Raw genomic sequence first — 18,852 nt, 5'->3', positions numbered from 1 at the left:
TGAATGACAGCCCTTGTTATCTTACCATATCAGTAGAGGGGATAGAAGTAAAAGAAACGAACTTTTTTACACCACATTAACAAATATCTGTAATCACGAAAATAATTCTCTGATTGACATAATTTTGCATCTGTATCAGGCTGAAGCTGAAGCCGGCGCATATTCGATATGGCTGCTGAAGGACGGGCTGTTCGGCACAATCAGAATATGGGTGATTCCGGGGTACATCAGCGCCTCTGTACCATCATTCTTCACGAAGCGGATCACATCCCCCGGCTTGCGCGACCATCTGCCCTTCAGTACCTGTCCGCGTTGAAACAGGACAGCCTCCCCGCCCAGCTCGACATCAATCTGCAGTCTTCCCACATCATCAAGCACTTTATGGTCCGAACCCATCACAATCACATTCGCAGCCTCGACCGGATTGCTGTTGTTCAGGTCCAGATGCGGCTTGCCGTTCACCCAGCGCAGGTAAGTCCCCCGCTCACTGCTGTATTTATAACCCACGGTATAGCTCTCCAGCAGAAAATTAACGCTTAACTCCGCTGCAGCCTCCCCTTCAGCCGGGACATAATCCGGATCTGTAAAAAGATACCCGGGAACCTCCACAGTCCCGGCATATCCAAGCTTGTCCGCCCCCTCGTACAGCTTGGCGGCATTGCTGTACAGATTATGCGGGGCTTTGCGCTCCTTGTCCCGCCAGAAATATGCTCCGGCCCGGCCGATCTCGTCCATATCATCCTTTTTCTCCTTCTGGAGAATGGCATACGCTGCCGGGCTCCCTCCGGCATGAACCGTTACGCTGCCGTAGCTCTCGCCTATGTCGATCAGATACGGGCGGATGCTGCGGATCGGTCCGATTTTGACAACGCCGGTGTGGCTCTGGAAAATTCCGATCATCCGGGTGATCCCGCCTTCGGCCAGCACCTCGTACAGAATATCCGCCTCGCTGATCCCGGATTGCGGCCGCGCAGCCGGCGCGTTGTTGATCATGACCGCCAAGGGGCGGGGCAGGCTGCTCTCTTCCACCGGAAGCCCGGTCAGTCCGGACAAGACCCCTTCTGCCGCAGGCTCAGCCGTAGGCGACGGCCCGGCAGAGGCGGATGGAGCCGGCGCAAGAACTGGCGCCTCCGAAGGAGCAGGCACCGTTTCCGCTTGCTGCCCTCCACAGGCGGTGAGCAGCAGCGCCGCAAGCATGCAGACGGAGAGCAGGCGGGATGAATGACGGCTTAGGATCATATGTATTTTTCCTCCTAAATTTTTGTGGGATTACTTCCATGGTTCAGCTGCGTACAAAAATCGCTCCGGAAGCTGCGCTTAGTTTTATGGAGCATTGCTCCCCTGCTTTTCTTCGCAATAAAACCCGCTAAGGAAGCCGCCGGCTCCTTCCATTTAATCATAGCCGGAGGCATTTGTCTTGATTCGGGCGCATTAAAAAGGATACAGCCCTCTTCCGGCTGTATCCCCATTTATCATAGCGTGTGATTTAGTCAACCATCCAGCAGTTCAGGCTCAGCGTCCCGTATTGGTAGGCCTGTATCATCAGCTGTGCGCTCCTGCCTTCATCGGCTGTTCCCAGCACATAGAAGATCGGAACAAAATGCTCCCGTCCATACGTGGGAACGGCATTGCGCACATGCGGCGCTTTTTTCTCATAGGCAAACAGTGAAGGCAAATCCCATGCCGCAAGGCAACCTGCTATCCAGGCATCGAAGTCAAGCGCCCACTGCTCCGGCTGGTCGTCCTGCTTAAGCAGCCGCAGATTATGCACGAGCCCGCCGCTGCCGATCAGCAGAATCCCCTCATCGCGCAGTGGAGCCAGCATTTTGCCGATATTGTACTGCTCCTCCGGGGAGCGCAGGGAATCGACAGATAAGGCCACTACCGGGATGTCTGCAGCTGGGAACATCTTTTTGAGAATGACCCAAATCCCATGATCAAGCCCTCTTCCCAGCACAGGCTGGTGAGGAAGGTTCTTCGCGGTAAAGAGTTCGGAGATTCGGCGGCTGAGTGCGGGATCACCCGGAGCCGGATAGCTCAGCGAGTACATCTCATCGGGAAATCCATAGAAATCATGCAAGGTTTCATGCTGTCCGTCCACTGTAATCAGCTGTTCAGGGCTGTCCCAATGCGCAGAGAAGACTGCAATGCCGCGCGGGGTTCCCAGATCGGCCCCAAGCCGCTCAAGGAAACGGGTATATTCGTTATTCTCAAGGGCCAGCAGCGGAGAACCGTGTGCAATAAAAAATGCCGGTAATTTCATAGGGTGCCAACCTCCATAACCCAGTATATGGTCTGCCTCTTTATTTTACCGCTTATTCTGAGTTAATGCGAGTGGAGGACAACCCCTATATCATCCAGTTCTGCCATTCCTCCTGCACATGCTCCTGCTGGTTCATCCAATCCCTGGTCCGCCCCAGCACCTGAGCCTGGGCCGAACCTGATGAGAAGGTATGGTCCCCCTGAAAAATCACCTCTTTATCGCAGCGTCCCTCGGGGCGTGTCCAGAACAGCTTCTGGTAGAGAAAGGCGTAATCCACAGGAATTACATCATCGGAGGTTCCGTGAATCACCAGCACATCGCCGCTGAACTTGCCCGCTTCCTGAAACGGCTGAAAGGCAGCAAGCGAATTGAAGTACACAGGGGTAAAGGTATAACCGGCAAAATCCGCAGAGCCATTCTTCACCGAACGGTCATACGCTTCCCTTCCTACGATCTTTACGATATCATTGAAGGGGTAGCCTACCGCAGCCCACAGCACCAGATTCTTGACCCGGCGGTCCCGCACTCCGGTTAGCAGTGCCACTGCACCGCCAAGACTGTGTCCAATCAGCGTGACCCGCTGCGGGTCCACATCCGCAGCGCCAATACCGTAATCGAGGACTGCCCGGGTCTGGGCAATCATTGATTCCATGTCTTCACTGCCATAATTTCCGCTGCTCTCCCCGCAGCCTGCATAGTCAAAACGGATGACCATATATCCGTCCGCCGCCAGCTCACGGGCGGCCTTGACAAAAATCCGGTCGACTCCGATCCGGTTGCCCACGAACCCGTGGCAAATGACCGCAAGCGGCACCCGGTCCTTGCAGCGCCCGGTGCTTCCCTTTTCTCTGGATGGGTAATGGATGCTCGCTGTTAATTCTTCCCCGTTATGCCGGATGACAATATTCCGTTCCATTGCTGAAGCCCTCCTCTAAAAAGGTACACTATTTTAAATTATAATTATCCCGATTAAATTAGTCAGATTAATATCTTAATTATACGTTTTGCGTTAGCATTGTCAACAAGCAAAGGAATAAAGAGGCCGGGTCCCAGGAAGAAAAAGACCCCTTTCACTCCAGAAGGAGCAAAAGAGGCCTGATACAGGACAGGCTCTTCTTCATTCAATCGTAGCTGTCGTGAAACATGTCATGGGTTTCTTGTCTGCCCTGCCAGTCTTCCAGTCCGTGCTCCGGCGCACCCTGTGCGGAATCCCATAAGCTGAAGCCGTCGGAATTGCCCCAATCCACTACTTCACCCGCCGGCGCAGGCGCGAAGCCGTCGCCCACGAATTTTCCGGGTTCCCGTTTGTTCTCATTTTCCATAACGCTCCCTGCCTTTCTTGAAGCCATAGTGATGAAGCGGATACCTTAACAGTGTTCACTCATCCAAACGGATTATTCATGAAAATGGGGAAATGCTTATCCTTGCACACTGCCGCTGCCCAAACGTATACTCTAGGTTAAGGGCTACTCTGATCAACTACTGGAGGTTTACATTTCCGCTATGAAAGTCAAAGCTATGATTAAGCAAAATAATGTGCTGCGCGAGCAGATGACACCGTTCAACCGTTCTTATTATGAAGATATGCTGCTGGCACTCCGGGCCAGCAGGGTAGACCCGGTCCGTACCGAGGAACTGCTGCTTGAAGCAGCGGCACTTTTGCTGGAGGGACAGGGCAAAGGCAAAAATGCCAGGCAGATCTTCGGTGAACACCCGGAGGATTATTTCAGGGAGATTGCGTCCAGTGCTCCGGAACGCAGGCCACGCAGCCAGCTGAACTACTACTTGATGATTCCTTGCGCTGCCCTGACGGGGCTGTTCGCCGTATATGCCATTGCCGGACTGCTCCTGCTCTGGGGCACCGGAGAAGCGGGCATCTTCGGACAGATCAGCATCTTTACGATCCTGTTTGTGGGGGCCGGCGCTATTGTTCTTATCGAGATGATCATGAAATGGATGTCGGCCTTATCCGAGGATGATGCCCCGAAGCCCAAAGCGTTTGATATCAGGGGGCTCGGGATTTATGTGGGCGTGGCCGTCATCGCTGTATTCCTTGGAATCTTTCTCGAAAGCCTGTTTCCGGTCATTTCCCTCTCGCCTTGGGTGAGTCTTGCTCTTGCAGCAGCCGGGGGGCTTGGATTGAAATTTATATTCTTCAAATCGTAGATATCAGGGTTTCATTTCCAACTCAAACAGGAGGAGACTTCATGAAGATGAGAATAACAATTCTGACTGCCGCCATAGCTGCAGTGCTCGGACTGCAGACGGGCTTGGCCGGGCAGGTGCTTGCCGAGGGTTCAGCAGGCAGCACTGCCGGGTCTTCCGGTGCAGGAAAGGCCGCTGCGCCGGACAGCAGCCATGCCACAGCAGTATACAAGGCGGCCCTGCCGCTGCTGTCCTCTTCAGCCAGGCTGCCGGAGGCTATTCAATACTTGAACAACAATATCTATGCAGTCAGCCCCTATCAGGCTACCGTGTTGACCTTGAAGCTGGAGAATCTGCACAAGGCCGCCCTGAACGCCTGGGAGAGCAAATTCAAGAGCAGCATTGTCCAGCGCAAGCTTACCTCTGTCTATAAAGCAGGGACCAGCATGGCCAAGCTGGCAGAGAGCACGAATGACCCTTCTTTACGAAGCCTGCTGAAGAGTGCAGGAGACAACGGCTATAAGCTGGAGACGGCTGAAGGTTCTTTTTTTCCTGTGATTGACTACGCGGCTTACCGCAAATACAAATTATACGTTACGGACGATATCCGTGATTATATTTCCATTATGGCTGCGGAAGCAGATCTGCCTTCCTCGAAGGATAACGGCCTGGTCATTTCCTGGGGAGATGTAGCCGCACGGGCGCTGGCCCAGGAGGAGTTCATTCAGAAGTACCCCAAATCGAACCGGACGGCCGCGGTGAAGGCGTTGTATTCGATATATATGAGCAATACCTTCTATGGGCAGAACAATACCCCTCTCTTCCACTATGACAATCTGGAAATGGATCTGGAGGCGCAGAAGGCCTACAGCAGCATTCTGTCCAAGAACAACGGCAGCAGCCTGTTCCTGCAGAAGCTGGACGGCTTCATGAAGCTGCTCAAGGAGAACGGCTACAAGCTGGATGACGGCGTAACCGAATACCTGAAGACGGAAGTGCCGCAGTCCTGATAACGCCCATACAGAAGGCCCGCCCCATAACTTCCCGGGACGGGCCTTTATATTCTTTATTTAATGTATTGAGGTTCAGATCAGCATGTTAAACAAGTTGGGGTCCTTATTGATTTCCAGATAATCTACACCCTTCTGCTGCATCCGTGCAATGAGAGGGTTATAGTCGTCTTTATGCTGAAGCTCGATGCCGACAAGCGCCGGACCATTCTCCTTTTCATTCTTCTTCGTGTATTCGAAACGGGTAATATCGTCCCCTGGTCCGAGTACATCGGCCAGAAATTCGCGCAGTGCCCCGGCGCGCTGGGGAAAGTTAACCATGAAGTAATGCTTGAGCCCTTCATAGATCAGAGAGCGTTCCTTGATCTCCTGCATCCGGTCAATGTCATTGTTGCCGCCGCTGACGATGCAGACCACCGTCTTGCCGCGGATTTGGTCCCGGTACAGATCAAGCGCCGCCATCGGCAACGAGCCTGCCGGCTCCACAACAATCGCATTCTCGTTATACAGCTCCAGAATGGTTGTACAAGCCTTGCCCTCCGGCACCTTAACCACATCGTCCAGGCGGCGGGAACAGATATCATAGGTCAGACCGCCTACCCGCTTCACGGCAGCCCCATCGACAAATTTATTGATCTCTTCCAGCGTGACCACTTCTCCAAGCTTCATCGCTTCACTCATGGAAGCCGCTCCGGAAGGCTCTACGCCAATAACCTTGGTGGATGGGCTAACGGTCTTAACATAAGTGGCGACACCGGCAGCAAGGCCGCCTCCGCCTATGGTGACGAACACAAAGTCCGCCGGCTTGTCCAGGCTCTCCATAATCTCCATGGCAATGGTACCGTTGCCGGCGATAATCCGCGGTTCATCAAAGGGATGAATCAGCGTCATGCTATGATCAATGCAAGCCTGCAGCGCTTCATCGTACGCATCATCGAAGGTGTCACCCTTCAGAATGACCTCAACGTACTCGCCGCCGAACTTCCGCACCTGCTTAATCTTCTGATTAGGGGTCGTGCTTGGCATATATATCTTGCCTTTTATGCCCAGAGCCTTGCAGGAATAGGCCACGCCCTGCGCATGGTTTCCAGCGCTTGCACAAACAATGCCTTTCTCTCTGTCCTCTGCAGATAAACTGCGGATCATATTGTACGCGCCACGGATCTTGAAGGAGCGGACAATCTGCAAATCCTCGCGTTTCAAATACACATTGCAGCCGTATCTGGCCGACAGCACCGCATCCAGCTGCAGCGGGGTGCGGACGATAACCTCCCGCAGCACATGATGCGCACGCACAATATCTTCCATTCCTACGATCCGGTCTTCGCCTTCTCTCATTCTCTCTCGCCTCACTGTCTCTAGCTAATCTTTTCGCTTCTTGTAACATACTCTTCCGAGGACATTTTATCAAGCATTGTCCTCTTCCCGCAACACAATTCCCTGCAAGAAAGAGAGGATGGATGGGATGAAACCGGGAGCCGGCGCGAGTCATATACTTACATACAAAAAACCATGCCTGCGCTGAAAGCGGCAGGCATGGTTCTATGGATTCCCGGACTCAGGCTTTGAATTTGGATACGGTATGCAGCAGCTCTTCCGAGCTGTGCTTGATCTCCTCCATCTCGGCCACAATACCGCCGGACTTGCTGATGATCTGCTCTGCCTGGGCAGCGATATTGCCTGCGCCTTCCGCTCCCTCGTTAGCAGCGCTGCTGGTTTCACTGATCGCCGAGAGCATGCTCTGGATGGATGCCAGCAGCTGCTCGGAGGTGGCGCTGAAATCCGTGACCAGTTCATTGATGTAGCCGGCGTCCTCACTGTATTGCTGGCCTGTCTCCTGCATGGAGTCATAGTCCTTCAGCACCTGCCGGTCCACAAAATGCAGCATGCTCTCCGCACCTTCAACCAGGTTCTCGACTGCCGCAACCACTGCGCCTGTCACCTCCTGGATTTGCGAGACCGTTTCCCGTGAATTCTCAGCCAGCTTGCGGATCTCATCGGCAACAACCGCGAAGCCCCGGCCCGCATCCCCCGCTCTGGCGGCTTCAATGGAAGCATTCAGCGACAACAGGTTGGTCTGGGCGGCAATCTCCAGAATCGCCCCTGACAGGGCATGAATCCGGGCAATGGACTTGGATTGCTCAATCGCATGCCGCAGCTTCTCCTCGCCTTGTCCATACATTTCATCGGCCTGCGTGCGGGAGCGGTCCGCGCCTTCCTTCAGGCGTTCTGCCCGGTCATTGATTTGTCTGGCCTTCTCCGCACCTTCCTGGGCTTTGCGTGCAATGCCGCTGACCGCATGCTCAATTTCATTCGTGCTGGCATTCAGCTCTTCCATCGCCGCCGCTGTTTGCTGCATCCCGGCCGACAGCTCTTCGGTAATCGCGGAGATTTCGGAAATGCTTCCATCAAGTGCAGAGACATTGGATTCGGTATTGCCCACCGCACCTGAAATGCTGCGGGAGCTCTGGATAATATCCTGAATCATACTTTGCTGCGAGGAGATCAATTCGTTGAAGCCCCCGGCCAGTACTCCTATCTCGCCTTTGGCGTTAACCTTGGCCCGCACCGACAGGTCACCGGTCATCGCTTGCCGGAAAGCAGCTGTAAGCACCGGAATCGGTTTCAGTATACTGTTCGAGACGAAATAGAGCAGCACGGACATCACCACAATAGATGAAATAATGGAGAGAACAAAAATCAGCTTAAAGCTCTGGAGCCGCTGCTCCGCGCTCTCTTGGGGCACGACCAGGGCAACCGACCACTGGTTGTCTACCGCAGGTGCGTAGGATACGTAGCTTGCCTGGCCATCGATATCCGTCTTGAGCACGTTTGAGCCCCACTGTACCATTTTGTCGCCGACCGCTTTCCAATCCTCGCCCAGATCGCCCATCTTCTGCAGCAGGATCTTATCACTGTCCGGGTGATAGATAAAGGTTCCTGTCTTATCGATCAGCACGGCAAAACCGCTGCCTTTATAATTAAAAGCGCTCAGCGCCTGCGTAATCTGCTCCGTAGAAATATCCGCACCCGCCACTCCGATCAGCTTTCCGGATTCATCCAGGATTGGAGCACTGACACTGACAACCATTTTGCCTGAACCGGCATCAATGTAAGGATCTGTAACGGTTGTCCGTTTATTCCTGGCTGTCAGCGAATACCAGCTCCGTTCCTTCAGGTTGAAATCAGCCGGAGGCTCGAACTCGTCCTGGGTAATAAGCTTGTTCGCTGCATCCAGACCCACATACACATTAAGCAGGTTCTTGTTATTGTCCTTGATCAAATTCAGCGTGGCAATAAGGTCATCATAACCACTGGCGGCTGTGACGGTATCCGCAGCAGCCGCCCTGCCAATAAAGTCGCGGACATAGGCGTTGGCATTCAGCAGTTCCACACTGTCGGAAGCGGGCTGCAGCAGCTCGCGGACCTTAACGCTGATTTCGCCTTTCTCATATGTCAGCGAGCTGTTCAGATCCTCTACAATAATCTGCTCGGCATTGCTGTATATCACTACCGATACAATAACGAAAATAGCAACTATAGACAGAATCACGGACATAAACAGCTTGCCCCGAATCCCCATATTGCTAAAGGCTGAAATCAGCGGCGACAATCCGGGCAACAGCCTGTTCCTGTTCTCCGCCTTGCCTGCTGATGGTAAGGTTGCTGTCATGTCCACAGCTCTAAGCTCAGGCTGCAGCCCAGTCTCTACCTTCTCTTTCTTGCTTTTTCTCACTGCCATAGGGCTCCCCCGCCTTCAAAATTAATTAACCGGCATCACATTGTATCTCTATATAAACTCTCTTTGTTTCGACTTATTTCTTCAAAAAAACTCTTTATCCCTTTAACGTTTCACTCGGAGCTGTGAATTAACTGTGTCCATGTCAGGTATTTTACGAAAATAACATATTTAAACAAACGTTTATCTATGTAAACGCCTGTTTTATAGCCTATATTCTGAATTTCTTACTATTTTATAATAATTTCCGCTCATATCATGTCAGGTTTTGTATCAAATAGTATTATAGGCAGTCGTTTACAGGTTTAATAGGGGGTTGGGGGAGGTTAATGCAATAACAGGAGGCGTTACACGATCGCAGTCATTCTATTCGCTGTTACCCAAAATAAATGCCGCAGCGTTAACGCCCTGCTATTCCATTCAATTACAATTCAAATATGCTGGTGCATCTAGGGTCAATGATTAAGAAGGCTATGTAGTGCGTAGAGTGGCTCTTCCTCCGTTTTTATGATGCGGAGTTTGCGGTGCGATACAGCTGTGAACGGGTTGGCCATAGCTCCTCGGCGGCCAGCCGCCCTCCGGCTGCTGCTGATCTTTTTTTCACTTGGATAACGTTGCTCCGGGTGTATTGATTAATCAGTTCGTCGAGTACCATCGATTGATGAAGCACGGCTGGATGATCCAGGTCGTACTGATATTGCAGGTTATTCAGATCTTGCCGGGCTTGCTCTAAAATTTGTTTCAGACAGTCTTCTTCTCTCACTCTTATCCCTCCTCTTTTAGTATTTTAGAGGGCTATGTCTTTTTCAGGGTGAAAATTTTTTTTGATAATTTAGAAAAAAATTCTAATAAGACCAGCCAAGGACTGGTCTTATTCCAAGTATATTGTTAACTCCAGAACTATAGTGATAGATTAACCCCCATGAAAGTCAGCCGCAATGCTGAAGGAATGATTCACTGCTGCAGAAATTGGAATAACCAGCACCAGGGCAAAGCTAACTGCGACCAACAGGGATGCCAATTTTCTTTTCATGTTCTTCTTCCTCCTCTTTTAATAGGTTCTGATATCTATTTTGCGTTTCTTGGGATGCCAGCGCTCTGTATTTCTCGAATAATCTCACACAGGTAAGAATACGAGTTTCATTATTGATCAGCGATGATGTGGACAGACTGGCCAATAAGTATTCAAAACCCATCAGGTACAGGCCTTGCCGCAGATAATAATGGGCAACCCCATACAGAAAACGGGCATGCTGCTCGGAGACCACTTGCTTCGTATATACACCCACAGCCTCCTGATGCCTGATCTGCATATAGCCATTGATTTCGGAGTCAAAAAACTGCAGGATGTGATCCACATTGAGATCAAACAGATTGGCCGCCTCTGTAATGTTTAATAAGCCAACCAGGAGTTCGTCCTTGTTCTGTTCGATATAGGCTACGTAATCGGCAAGCACGCTTTCATCCCCGCGCATCAGCTTGGACACATACATGTTTGCCTCTGCCCATCCTTTATACAGCGTCAGCCAATGCAAGGTTTCCTCGTCAGTTTCCTTGACCCAACTCAAGTCTTGATAGGCGTATGTATATTGCAGCTCTTGCTCATGATCGCCCCTGGCATTACAGACGCTTCCACGAAGCAGATAAGAGAAGGCCAAATATACAAACAACGGCTTCTTTGGCTTCTTGCAGGACTCCTCCCTTGCTCTGGAAGGCTGGCTTGGAGCGGCCAGCTGGATTTCAGCCAGTCGTCCCATCTCCTCGGCTATCCGTTCCACCTTGTCCCAGCGTCTCAGCGAACGGTACGTATTAGCCAGATCCCTTAACGCATCAAGCTGGTCTATCTCGTCAAGCCTGTCCACAAAAGGCTCAAACTGGAGCGCACACTGGAGATTGTCCTCCTGATTATCGCTTAGCCGGAGCGTAAACAGGCGGTACTGGCAAAAGGCCAGCCGTTCTGAATGCTGCCTTCGCTCGCTGAGGGCTACACTCTCATAGAGCAGAGCGGCCGCAGCGTGCTTGCCTTCGGTAAAAAAATCCTCGGCAACTTCAAACAGCAACGGAGAATAGGTCAGATTATCCAACAGCAGCGGCAGGATCTGCTTGATGCAATTCAGCTTGTCCAGCTCTGCACAGCGGTATAAAAAGGGCTTGACTCTGCGCCAATTCGGTACGGCTTCAACCATACATTCCTGAATGTACTGCTCGTAAAAGTGACCTTGATCGTGTCCCAGCACTGCAGTCATCCGGTCCAATTGATCGACGGCCATAATCCGGTTGCCTTTCATAATGGAGCTCACCGTACCAGCGTTGAGTCCCGCCAGCCTTCCCAACTGGCTGAAGCTCAGAGCCTCGCGTTCGATAAAACTCTCCAGCTCGGTGCGAATCGTAGTTGCATGGTTCAAAGAAACCACCCCTTAGAAACGCTTCACAATGCCGAAATCCCCGCCGCAGCTTCGCTAGCATTTGATAATATATTCTAATATATTACAAATATAACCACGATTTCTGTCCAGGTCAATTCTTTTTTTTCGTTCTTCTTTTTTCTGCATAATGGTATATAATTCGCTATTTTTCGCGTGGAATTTAGCTATAAAAGCAAAAAAATCACAGCCGCAGCCGGCTGTGATCCGTATTTAAAACGTTTTTCCCTATTGCTTCAGCATCCACTTGAGCAGATCCGGCACGCTCGCCCATAAACGGGAGTGCATAATAACATATTCGATCGCTTCATTGAAATCACCCATTCCGACAAAATCAGGGAGGTTATGCGGCAGGCGCTTCACGCCCAGCAGATAATCGGGCACATGCTTGTTCACTCCCCGCGCCACGCGGTACAGCATTTTGAGCTGGGAGGTGATTCCGTTTTTCTTGTACTCCAGAATGATCCGGTCATAGGAAAAAGCGGCGGCGGCATCATCCTTGCCATACTTCTCCAGCACCTGCTCTGCCTGCTCCAACTGGTTGCTGTACAGGTACACAGCGGCGAGCAGGTAGCGAGCACCGGTATTGTCTTCCGTATTCAGCTCCAGGATATGCTCCAGAATCTGCGCGGCTTCTTCGGCATTCCCGCCGAACCAGCAGGATTCGGCATAGCTTTTACAAATCCGGATGTATGGGCGGGTCTCGTGAAGATCCCAGAAGTACCCTTTATTCCTCTCAAAAAACAATTCCCCCAGCTCACGTTCCCCTGCAGCAATTCCCGCCTTGAGATAAGCCCGCGCGTCATGTTCATTCTCCGATTCCTCAGCCAGGATAAGATAAGCATCCGAGCTGTCGGGATACATTTCCAGCGCTGTTTCCGCCAGCTGAATTCTCCGTTTCGAAGAAGTCGCTTCCATGGCCTTGTACAGCAGAGCCTGAGCCTTGTCCTTGGGCGTGCCCGGGCCGTTCAGCGTCAGAAGCTCGTCTGCCTCGCCGCCCATGCCGTACTCCTCGATATAGTTAAGCATTTCTTTTACCTTGCGTGAAATCGTAGCGGCCGTAACCTCATATTTGCCGGCAAGCTCAGCCTGCGAAATATTGAAGCCATATTCCTCGGACAGCAGATACTCAATAGCCGCACAGAATGAGCCTGTTTTCTTCACTGCAGGTCTGTTCTGGCGGGAATAGCCATTCCACAGCACCAGAGCTTCAAAGATCAGCTCCCGCTCATACTGGTTCCTCATGCTCTCGATAAGCTGCAAGGCCAGCTGCTCATGGGCCGGATGCTCCCAATTCATTTCACGCGACACCATCTTTTTCAGCTTGGTCAAGGTAAGCTTGCTCTCCGGCCGAATCGCAGCCTCCTGGTCCGGCAGCTTCATTTCCGGCAGAACGGCTGCCGTCTCTTGCGCGGCTGCCTCCTCCGTTGTTACCAGCCGCAATATGGATTCCACAACAGAATTTTCCTTATCCAGGCAGCATTTCTTATATTTTTTCCCGCTTCCGCATGGGCACAAGTCATTTCTTCCAACCTTACTCAAAAGTAATTCCCCCTTAAATCTGTAACAAACCATTGGCATGAGCGCATCGCTATTTAAGTATTAGAGATATCAAAGGACGGGGCCGTTTCTGCAAGAATCAGAAGAATAATTTATGGTGTGAAGCATATCAATTCTCATAATTTTAAAAAAGGCCTTTCCTGAAAGGAAAGACCCTCTATCTGTATATATCCGCACATTTTCCCCCGTACGAGTTGTATTATAGCACTTCTTCTATCACTTGTCAGTCCTTTTTTAGGACTAATAGCGTAAAAAATTGCTGTAATACAGTTCTTTGTCCTCAGACAAGTGCCTTCATGGCGATATCGCTGCGGCTGTGCATTCCGGGAAATGAAATTCTCGCCGCGGTGTCATAGGCCGCTGAACGCGCTTCGGCAATGCTTGCACCCATGCCGACAACCCCAAGCACCCGCCCGCCGTTCGTCACCCAGGTCCCGTCTTCAGCACGCGCGGTTCCGGCATGAAAAACCAGTTCATTTGAACTGTCTTCAAGACCGGAGATCGGCACTCCCTTGGGATACGGTCCGGGATAACCTTCAGAAGCCAAGACTACGCATACCGCCGCATCCCCGCTCCATTCGATGTCGATATCCGCCAGCCTGCCCTCGGTGACAGCGAGGAAAATCTCCAGCAGGTCGCTCTTCAGCCTCGGAAGAACGACCTGTGTCTCGGGATCGCCAAACCGGGCGTTGAATTCAATGGTCTTCGGCTTGCCGTCCGGCGAGATCATCAGTCCGGCAAACAATACGCCGCTGAATGGACGGCCTTCAGCCACCATCGCCCGGGCGGTTGGCTTAATTATGGTCTCCACTGCTTCCTGTACAATGTCATCGTCAATATGCGGCAGAGGCGAATAGGTGCCCATTCCGCCGGTGTTGGGTCCTTTGTCTCCGTCAAACACAGGCTTATGGTCCTGGGCAGCGGCCATCGGACGCACAGTCTCTCCATCGACAAAGGCGAGAATCGACATTTCCTGTCCGGCAAGAAACTCCTCGATGACAACCTGGGCGCCGGCTTCCCCGAATACCTTGGTCACCATGATATTCCGCAGGGCAAGCTCCGCTTCTTCGCGCGAATAGGCTACGGTTACACCCTTGCCTGCCGCCAGCCCGTCCGCCTTGATTACAATCGGCAGCCCCTGGCTGCGCAAATACGCCAGCGCCGCTTCATAATCGCTGAACTTCTCATAAGCTGCGGTAGGAATACTGTATTTATGCAGCAGGTCCTTCATAAAGGTCTTGCTGCCTTCAATTTCCGCCGCATTCCTGCGCGGGCCGAATACAGCAATATTATGCGCTTCAAACGCATCGACTATGCCTGCCGCCAGCGGATCATCCGGTCCGATGACGACATAGTCGATCTTCTTTTCTTCGGCAAATGCGGTCAGCTTATCGAATTCGAACACGCCGATCGGCACGCATTCCGCGAGCTGCGCAATCCCGGCGTTGCCGGGTGCACAGTAGATTTTACCGGCTTTGGAGCTGCGGGACAGGCTCCAGATAATTGCATGCTCCCGGCCACCGCCGCCTACAACTAAAATATCCATAGACATGAAGCCCTCCCAGCGTTCTAGTGTTTGAAATGGCGAACGCCGGTAAAGACCATGGCAATACCATATTCATTGGCGACCTTAATCGACTCTTCGTCCTTGATGGAGCCTCCCGGCTGAATAACCGCGGTAATTCCAGCCTTTGCCGCCATCTCCAGGGTATCCCCCATCGGGAAGAAGGCATCGGATGCCAGCACAGCGCCTTTGGACTTCTCTCCGGCCTGTTCAATGGCAATCTTGGCCGCACCGACACGGTTCATCTGTCCGGCACCCACCCCTACCGTCATATCATCCGCAGCCAGCACGATGGCGTTGGACTTCACATGCTTCACGACCTTCCAGCCGAACAGCAGCTGCTTCAATTCTTCCTCTGTAGGCTGGCGGTCTGTCACAACCTTCAGCTCTTCAGGATTGACGGAATGCACATCGCTCTCCTGTACCACCATGCCGCCTTCAATGGAGGTCACCACATAACTGGATTTGCGGGCAGCAGCAGTGCTGAGATTGCCGAGCTTGAGCAGACGGATATTCTTTTTCTTCGTGAGAATGTCCAGTGCTTCTTCTGAAAACCCCGGGGCCAGTACGATTTCCAGGAAAATATCCTTCAGCATATTCGCTGTATCCGCATCGATGATCCGGTTCGCGGCCACAATCCCGCCAAAGATAGAGGTCGGATCGGCGTTGTAGGCTTTTTGATAAGCCTCATATACACTTGCCCCTACGCCGACACCGCAAGGATTCATATGCTTAACTGCAACAACAGCCGGTTCTTCAAATTCCTTCACAATCTGCAGTGCCGCGTTGGCATCGTTGATGTTATTGTAGGACAGCTCTTTGCCGTGCAGCTGCTCTGCTGCCGTCAGGGTATCCTGCGCAGCCAGAGGCTTGCGGTAGAAGGCTGCTTTCTGGTGCGGATTCTCCCCGTAACGCAAATTCTGAATCTTCTCGTAAGTTACAGTATAGCGCTCCGGCAGCGGCTCGCCGGTAACGTTAGCCAGATAATCGGAAATCAGCGCATCATAAGCCGCCGTGTGGCGGAACACTTTTGCCGCAAGGCGTTTGCGGGTTTCCAGCGAAGTATCTCCGCCCGCCCGCACTTCTTCAAGCACAGCGGCATAATCGGCAGCATCTACAACCACACTGACAAAAGCATGATTCTTCGCGGCTGAACGCAGCATGGTGGGTCCGCCGATATCGATGTTTTCGATGGCTTCCTCATAAGACACATCCGGTTTGGCAATCGTCTCCGCGAACGGATACAAATTAACTACTACCAGATCAATATAGTCCAGACCCAGCTCCTGCATCTGCCGCGTATGCTCCTCGTTGTCACGAACCGCCAAAAGGCCGCTGTGTACGGCGGGATGCAGCGTTTTAACGCGTCCGTCCATAATTTCCGGGAACCCTGTCACATCGGAAATGCCGATGACCGGCACGCCTTCTTTGGCCAAAAGGCTGCTAGTGCCGCCTGTGGAGATGATTTCTACGCCCAATGCGGACAACTCGCGGCAAAAATCCACGATGCCCTGTTTGTCCGATACGCTGACCAGCGCTCTTTTGATACTCACTTTGATTAGTCCTCCTCTTGGATAAATCTGAATTAGTTTGCGGTGAAGCATTAATGCAGCTCTGCCATGGGAAGCTTCTCTCACAAGCTATAATGGAAATCCAGTTGAAACCTGCGCTGCTGACATGGGCTCCCAGGCAATCTCAAACCAAAAAACGCGGCTTCTCGACACTTCGTCATCCGCTTGTGCAATATTTCCCGAGAAATATCGGAACGGCATGGCATTGTCTGAGAAAGTCGATAAATCCTCCGTGCAGGCAGTATCCGTTGCAATATGGCGAATGGCACAGGCTCCTGTTCCGGCATCTTATGTTCAAAAACGATCGGCTCGGCTTCATCTGTCGGATGGAGTCATAAGCCTGCAGCGGTAAGCTGGATGTTGCTGTGCCCGGTGCAATTTAGGCTGTCCTGGCTTGCCGCTATGCGCGGATAATCGCCCTTCTGCCGTCCAGTTCGACTTTTCCCGCGGCAAGAGCAGCCACGACCGCAGGATACAGCTCGTATTCTACCCGGTGGATACGTTCTGCCAGCGATTCGGCGGTATCGCCAGCCTCCACCGCAAGACTCCGCTGGGCGATAACCGGCCCGGTATCCATGCCGCCATCGACAAAATGAACCGTCACCCCTGTCAGCTTTACGCCGTAATCCAGTGCCTGGCCAATGGCATCTTTCCCGGCAAAGGCCGGTAAAAGCGAAGGATGGATGTTAATGATCCGCCCGGCATAGGGTTCAAGCAGCACAGGGCTAATCAGCCGCATATATCCTGCGAGAACGATAAGTCCAATGTTCCTGCGCTGCAGTTCAGCTACAATTCCCGCTTCATAGAGCTCCCGGCTTGCGAAGTCCTTCGGCCTCAGCAGGAGGGAGGGAATACCCGCTGCCTCCGCGCGCCGGGCCACAGGCGCTTCCGGCCTGTCGGACACCAGCAGCTCGATGCGCCCACCGCCAAGCTGCCCTGCCCTCTCAGCCTCTGCCAGTGCAGCAAAATTACTGCCTTGCCCGGAGGCAAAAACAGCGATCCGGCTCCATTGCATCACACGTCAGCCCCCGTAAAGGTAACGATGCGTTCCCCTTCCGTGACAGTTCCAATCCGGTACGCTTCTTCGCCGCTCGCTTTCAGCAGCTCCAATGCACGTTCTCCATCTGCTGCAGCCACAACCAGCACCAGCCCCACCCCCATATTAAAGGTGGTGAACATATCGCGGTTGCTCACCTTGCCCCTCTTCTGCAGCAAATCGAAGATCGGCAGGACCGGCCAGGAGCCGTAGTTAATTTCCACGTTCACACCGTCCGGCAGCACACGCGGAATGTTCTCAATGAACCCGCCTCCGGTAATATGCGCCATGCCTTTGACCGGCAGCTGCTCCAGCAGCGCCAGCAGCGGCTTCACATAGATTTTTGTGGGTGCCAGCAGCACATCCGCAAGCGGAGCACCCAGCTCGGGAACCACATCGTTCAGTTCATAGCCGTCCTTCTCCAGCAGAAGCTTACGCACCAGCGAGAATCCGTTGCTGTGTACGCCGCTGGAAGCCAGGCCAATTACGGTATCTCCCGGCGCAATATCCGCACCGGTTACCAGCTTGGCTTTGTCGGCCACACCTACCGTGAAGCCGGCGATATCATATTCGCCCGCCGAATACATGCCCGGCATCTCCGCCGTTTCGCCGCCGATCAGCGCACAGCCTGCCTGGTGGCAGCCTTCGGCGATTCCGGCAACAATTGCCTCAATCTTCTCCGGCACAACCTTGTCGCAGGCCAGATAGTCGAGGAAGAATAACGGCTCGGCACCCTGCACCACAATATCATTCACACACATAGCGACAGCGTCGATGCCAATCGTGTCGTGGCGGTCGGCCGCGAAAGCGATTTTGAGCTTCGTGCCCACGCCGTCGGTACCCGATACGAGCACCGGCTCTTCATACTTGTCTTTATTGAGACCGAAGAGCGCACCAAAGCCGCCCAGCTCTGTCATCACTTCCGGACGGTATGTGCGCTTCACATGCTTTTTCATGCGTTCTACCGCTTCATTGCCAGCCGCAATATCCACTCCGGCATTTTTATAAGCTTCCGACACTTTTGGACACCTCATTTAAATTAGTTTAGAGCGCGTAGTCGGGGCGGCAGGGATTTGATTGGTGGTTATATTCATGATTACAAGGAATGTTTGGACTTCCGGTCGCTGTTATGTTTGGATTTCCTTGATTTGAACCGCTGCGGCGGCAGAAATCCAAACATAAAGGCGAACGCTATCGCTCCTACAGTTCCAAACTTCCTCTCCATCACTCCAACCACCGGATTCAAACCCCGCCGCAAGCCGATTTAACGCGCCTTGCACGGAGGCAGTCAGTCTGCGCTTTTGGCGAAGCCAAGCGCCTCCTTTAGCGAGAGCACCCCCGCTTTTGCGGAGCAAACAGGCCAGGGGGCTCCTGCTTTTCGCGCACGGGCGAAGCCGTGCGCCCCCTTTAGCGAGAGCACCCCCGCTTTTGCGGAGCAAACAGGCCAGGGGCTCCTGCTTTTCGCGCACGGGGCGAAGCCGTGCGCTCCCTTTTGCGAGAGCACCCCCGCTTTTGCGGAGCAAACAGGCCAGGGGCTCCTG

At 52.8% G+C, this 18,852-nt stretch carries 15 protein-coding genes; 2 read left to right on the top strand and 13 right to left on the bottom strand.

Going from position 1 to position 18,852, the window contains the following annotated elements:
* Positions 1–135 precede the first annotated feature (135 nt).
* From HYD27_RS11175 to HYD27_RS11160, 4 genes are all read right to left on the bottom strand, one after another.
* Entirely contained in the window at positions 136–1,239 is a 1,104-nt protein-coding gene (locus HYD27_RS11175) for a DUF3048 domain-containing protein (protein ID WP_219214963.1), read from the bottom strand.
* 247 nt (positions 1,240–1,486) lie between these two features.
* On the bottom strand, positions 1,487–2,263 hold the full coding sequence (locus HYD27_RS11170) for a DODA-type extradiol aromatic ring-opening family dioxygenase (protein ID WP_219214962.1): 777 nt from the start codon (positions 2,261–2,263) through the stop codon (positions 1,487–1,489).
* 85 nt (positions 2,264–2,348) lie between these two features.
* Entirely contained in the window at positions 2,349–3,179 is an 831-nt protein-coding gene (locus tag HYD27_RS11165) for an alpha/beta hydrolase family protein (protein ID WP_219214960.1), read from the bottom strand.
* 205 nt (positions 3,180–3,384) lie between these two features.
* Entirely contained in the window at positions 3,385–3,585 is a 201-nt protein-coding gene (locus tag HYD27_RS11160; protein ID WP_219214957.1) for a hypothetical protein, read from the bottom strand.
* A gap of 181 nt (positions 3,586–3,766) precedes the next feature.
* Between HYD27_RS11160 and HYD27_RS11155 the strand changes: the two genes are divergently transcribed.
* Positions 3,767–4,429, top strand: a complete 663-nt coding sequence (locus HYD27_RS11155; RefSeq protein ID WP_219214954.1) for a DUF1129 family protein — start codon at positions 3,767–3,769, stop codon at positions 4,427–4,429.
* 41 nt (positions 4,430–4,470) lie between these two features.
* Complete coding sequence (locus tag HYD27_RS11150) at positions 4,471–5,418, top strand: hypothetical protein (RefSeq protein WP_219214951.1); 948 nt, start codon at positions 4,471–4,473, stop codon at positions 5,416–5,418.
* A 75-nt stretch (positions 5,419–5,493) separates the two neighbouring features.
* Here the strand turns inward: HYD27_RS11150 and ilvA are convergent, their stop codons facing one another.
* The 9 genes from ilvA to purM all read right to left on the bottom strand — a co-directional run bounded on the left by ilvA (position 5,494) and on the right by purM (position 18,330).
* On the bottom strand, positions 5,494–6,756 hold the full coding sequence (gene ilvA / locus HYD27_RS11145; RefSeq protein WP_219214948.1) for a threonine ammonia-lyase IlvA: 1,263 nt from the start codon (positions 6,754–6,756) through the stop codon (positions 5,494–5,496).
* Positions 6,757–6,976: 220 nt separating this feature from the next.
* A complete protein-coding gene (locus HYD27_RS11140; protein WP_219214945.1) occupies positions 6,977–9,160 on the bottom strand; it encodes a methyl-accepting chemotaxis protein in 2,184 nt (727 codons plus the stop codon).
* A 502-nt stretch (positions 9,161–9,662) separates the two neighbouring features.
* Entirely contained in the window at positions 9,663–9,920 is a 258-nt protein-coding gene (locus HYD27_RS32665) for an aspartyl-phosphate phosphatase Spo0E family protein (protein WP_219214943.1), read from the bottom strand.
* 232 nt (positions 9,921–10,152) lie between these two features.
* Complete coding sequence (locus HYD27_RS11130) at positions 10,153–11,571, bottom strand: transcriptional regulator (protein ID WP_309242050.1); 1,419 nt, start codon at positions 11,569–11,571, stop codon at positions 10,153–10,155.
* A 237-nt stretch (positions 11,572–11,808) separates the two neighbouring features.
* Positions 11,809–13,155 carry an SEC-C metal-binding domain-containing protein gene (locus HYD27_RS11125; RefSeq protein ID WP_228745086.1) on the bottom strand — a complete coding sequence of 449 codons (1,347 nt, stop codon included), beginning with the start codon at positions 13,153–13,155 and terminating at the stop codon, positions 11,809–11,811.
* Between the two features lie 265 nt (positions 13,156–13,420).
* Complete coding sequence (purD, locus tag HYD27_RS11120) at positions 13,421–14,686, bottom strand: phosphoribosylamine--glycine ligase (RefSeq protein WP_219214932.1); 1,266 nt, start codon at positions 14,684–14,686, stop codon at positions 13,421–13,423.
* Positions 14,687–14,709: 23 nt separating this feature from the next.
* Positions 14,710–16,257 carry a bifunctional phosphoribosylaminoimidazolecarboxamide formyltransferase/IMP cyclohydrolase gene (gene purH, locus HYD27_RS11115; protein WP_219214929.1) on the bottom strand — a complete coding sequence of 516 codons (1,548 nt, stop codon included), beginning with the start codon at positions 16,255–16,257 and terminating at the stop codon, positions 14,710–14,712.
* 418 nt (positions 16,258–16,675) lie between these two features.
* Positions 16,676–17,290 (bottom strand): phosphoribosylglycinamide formyltransferase, encoded by a 615-nt coding sequence (gene purN, locus HYD27_RS11110; protein ID WP_219215252.1) that lies wholly within the window; start codon positions 17,288–17,290, stop codon positions 16,676–16,678.
* Entirely contained in the window at positions 17,290–18,330 is a 1,041-nt protein-coding gene (gene purM, locus HYD27_RS11105) for a phosphoribosylformylglycinamidine cyclo-ligase (protein ID WP_219214927.1), read from the bottom strand. The genes purN and purM overlap by 1 nt, the downstream gene beginning before the upstream one ends.
* Between the last annotated feature and the right edge of the window lie 522 nt (positions 18,331–18,852).

It is taken from the genome of Paenibacillus sp. S150, assembly GCF_019352175.1.
In the GTDB taxonomy this organism is placed as follows: domain Bacteria; phylum Bacillota; class Bacilli; order Paenibacillales; family Paenibacillaceae; genus Paenibacillus_AQ.
Note: the sequence above shows the minus strand (reverse complement) of the source record. Positions and strands in the feature narration are given on the sequence as shown.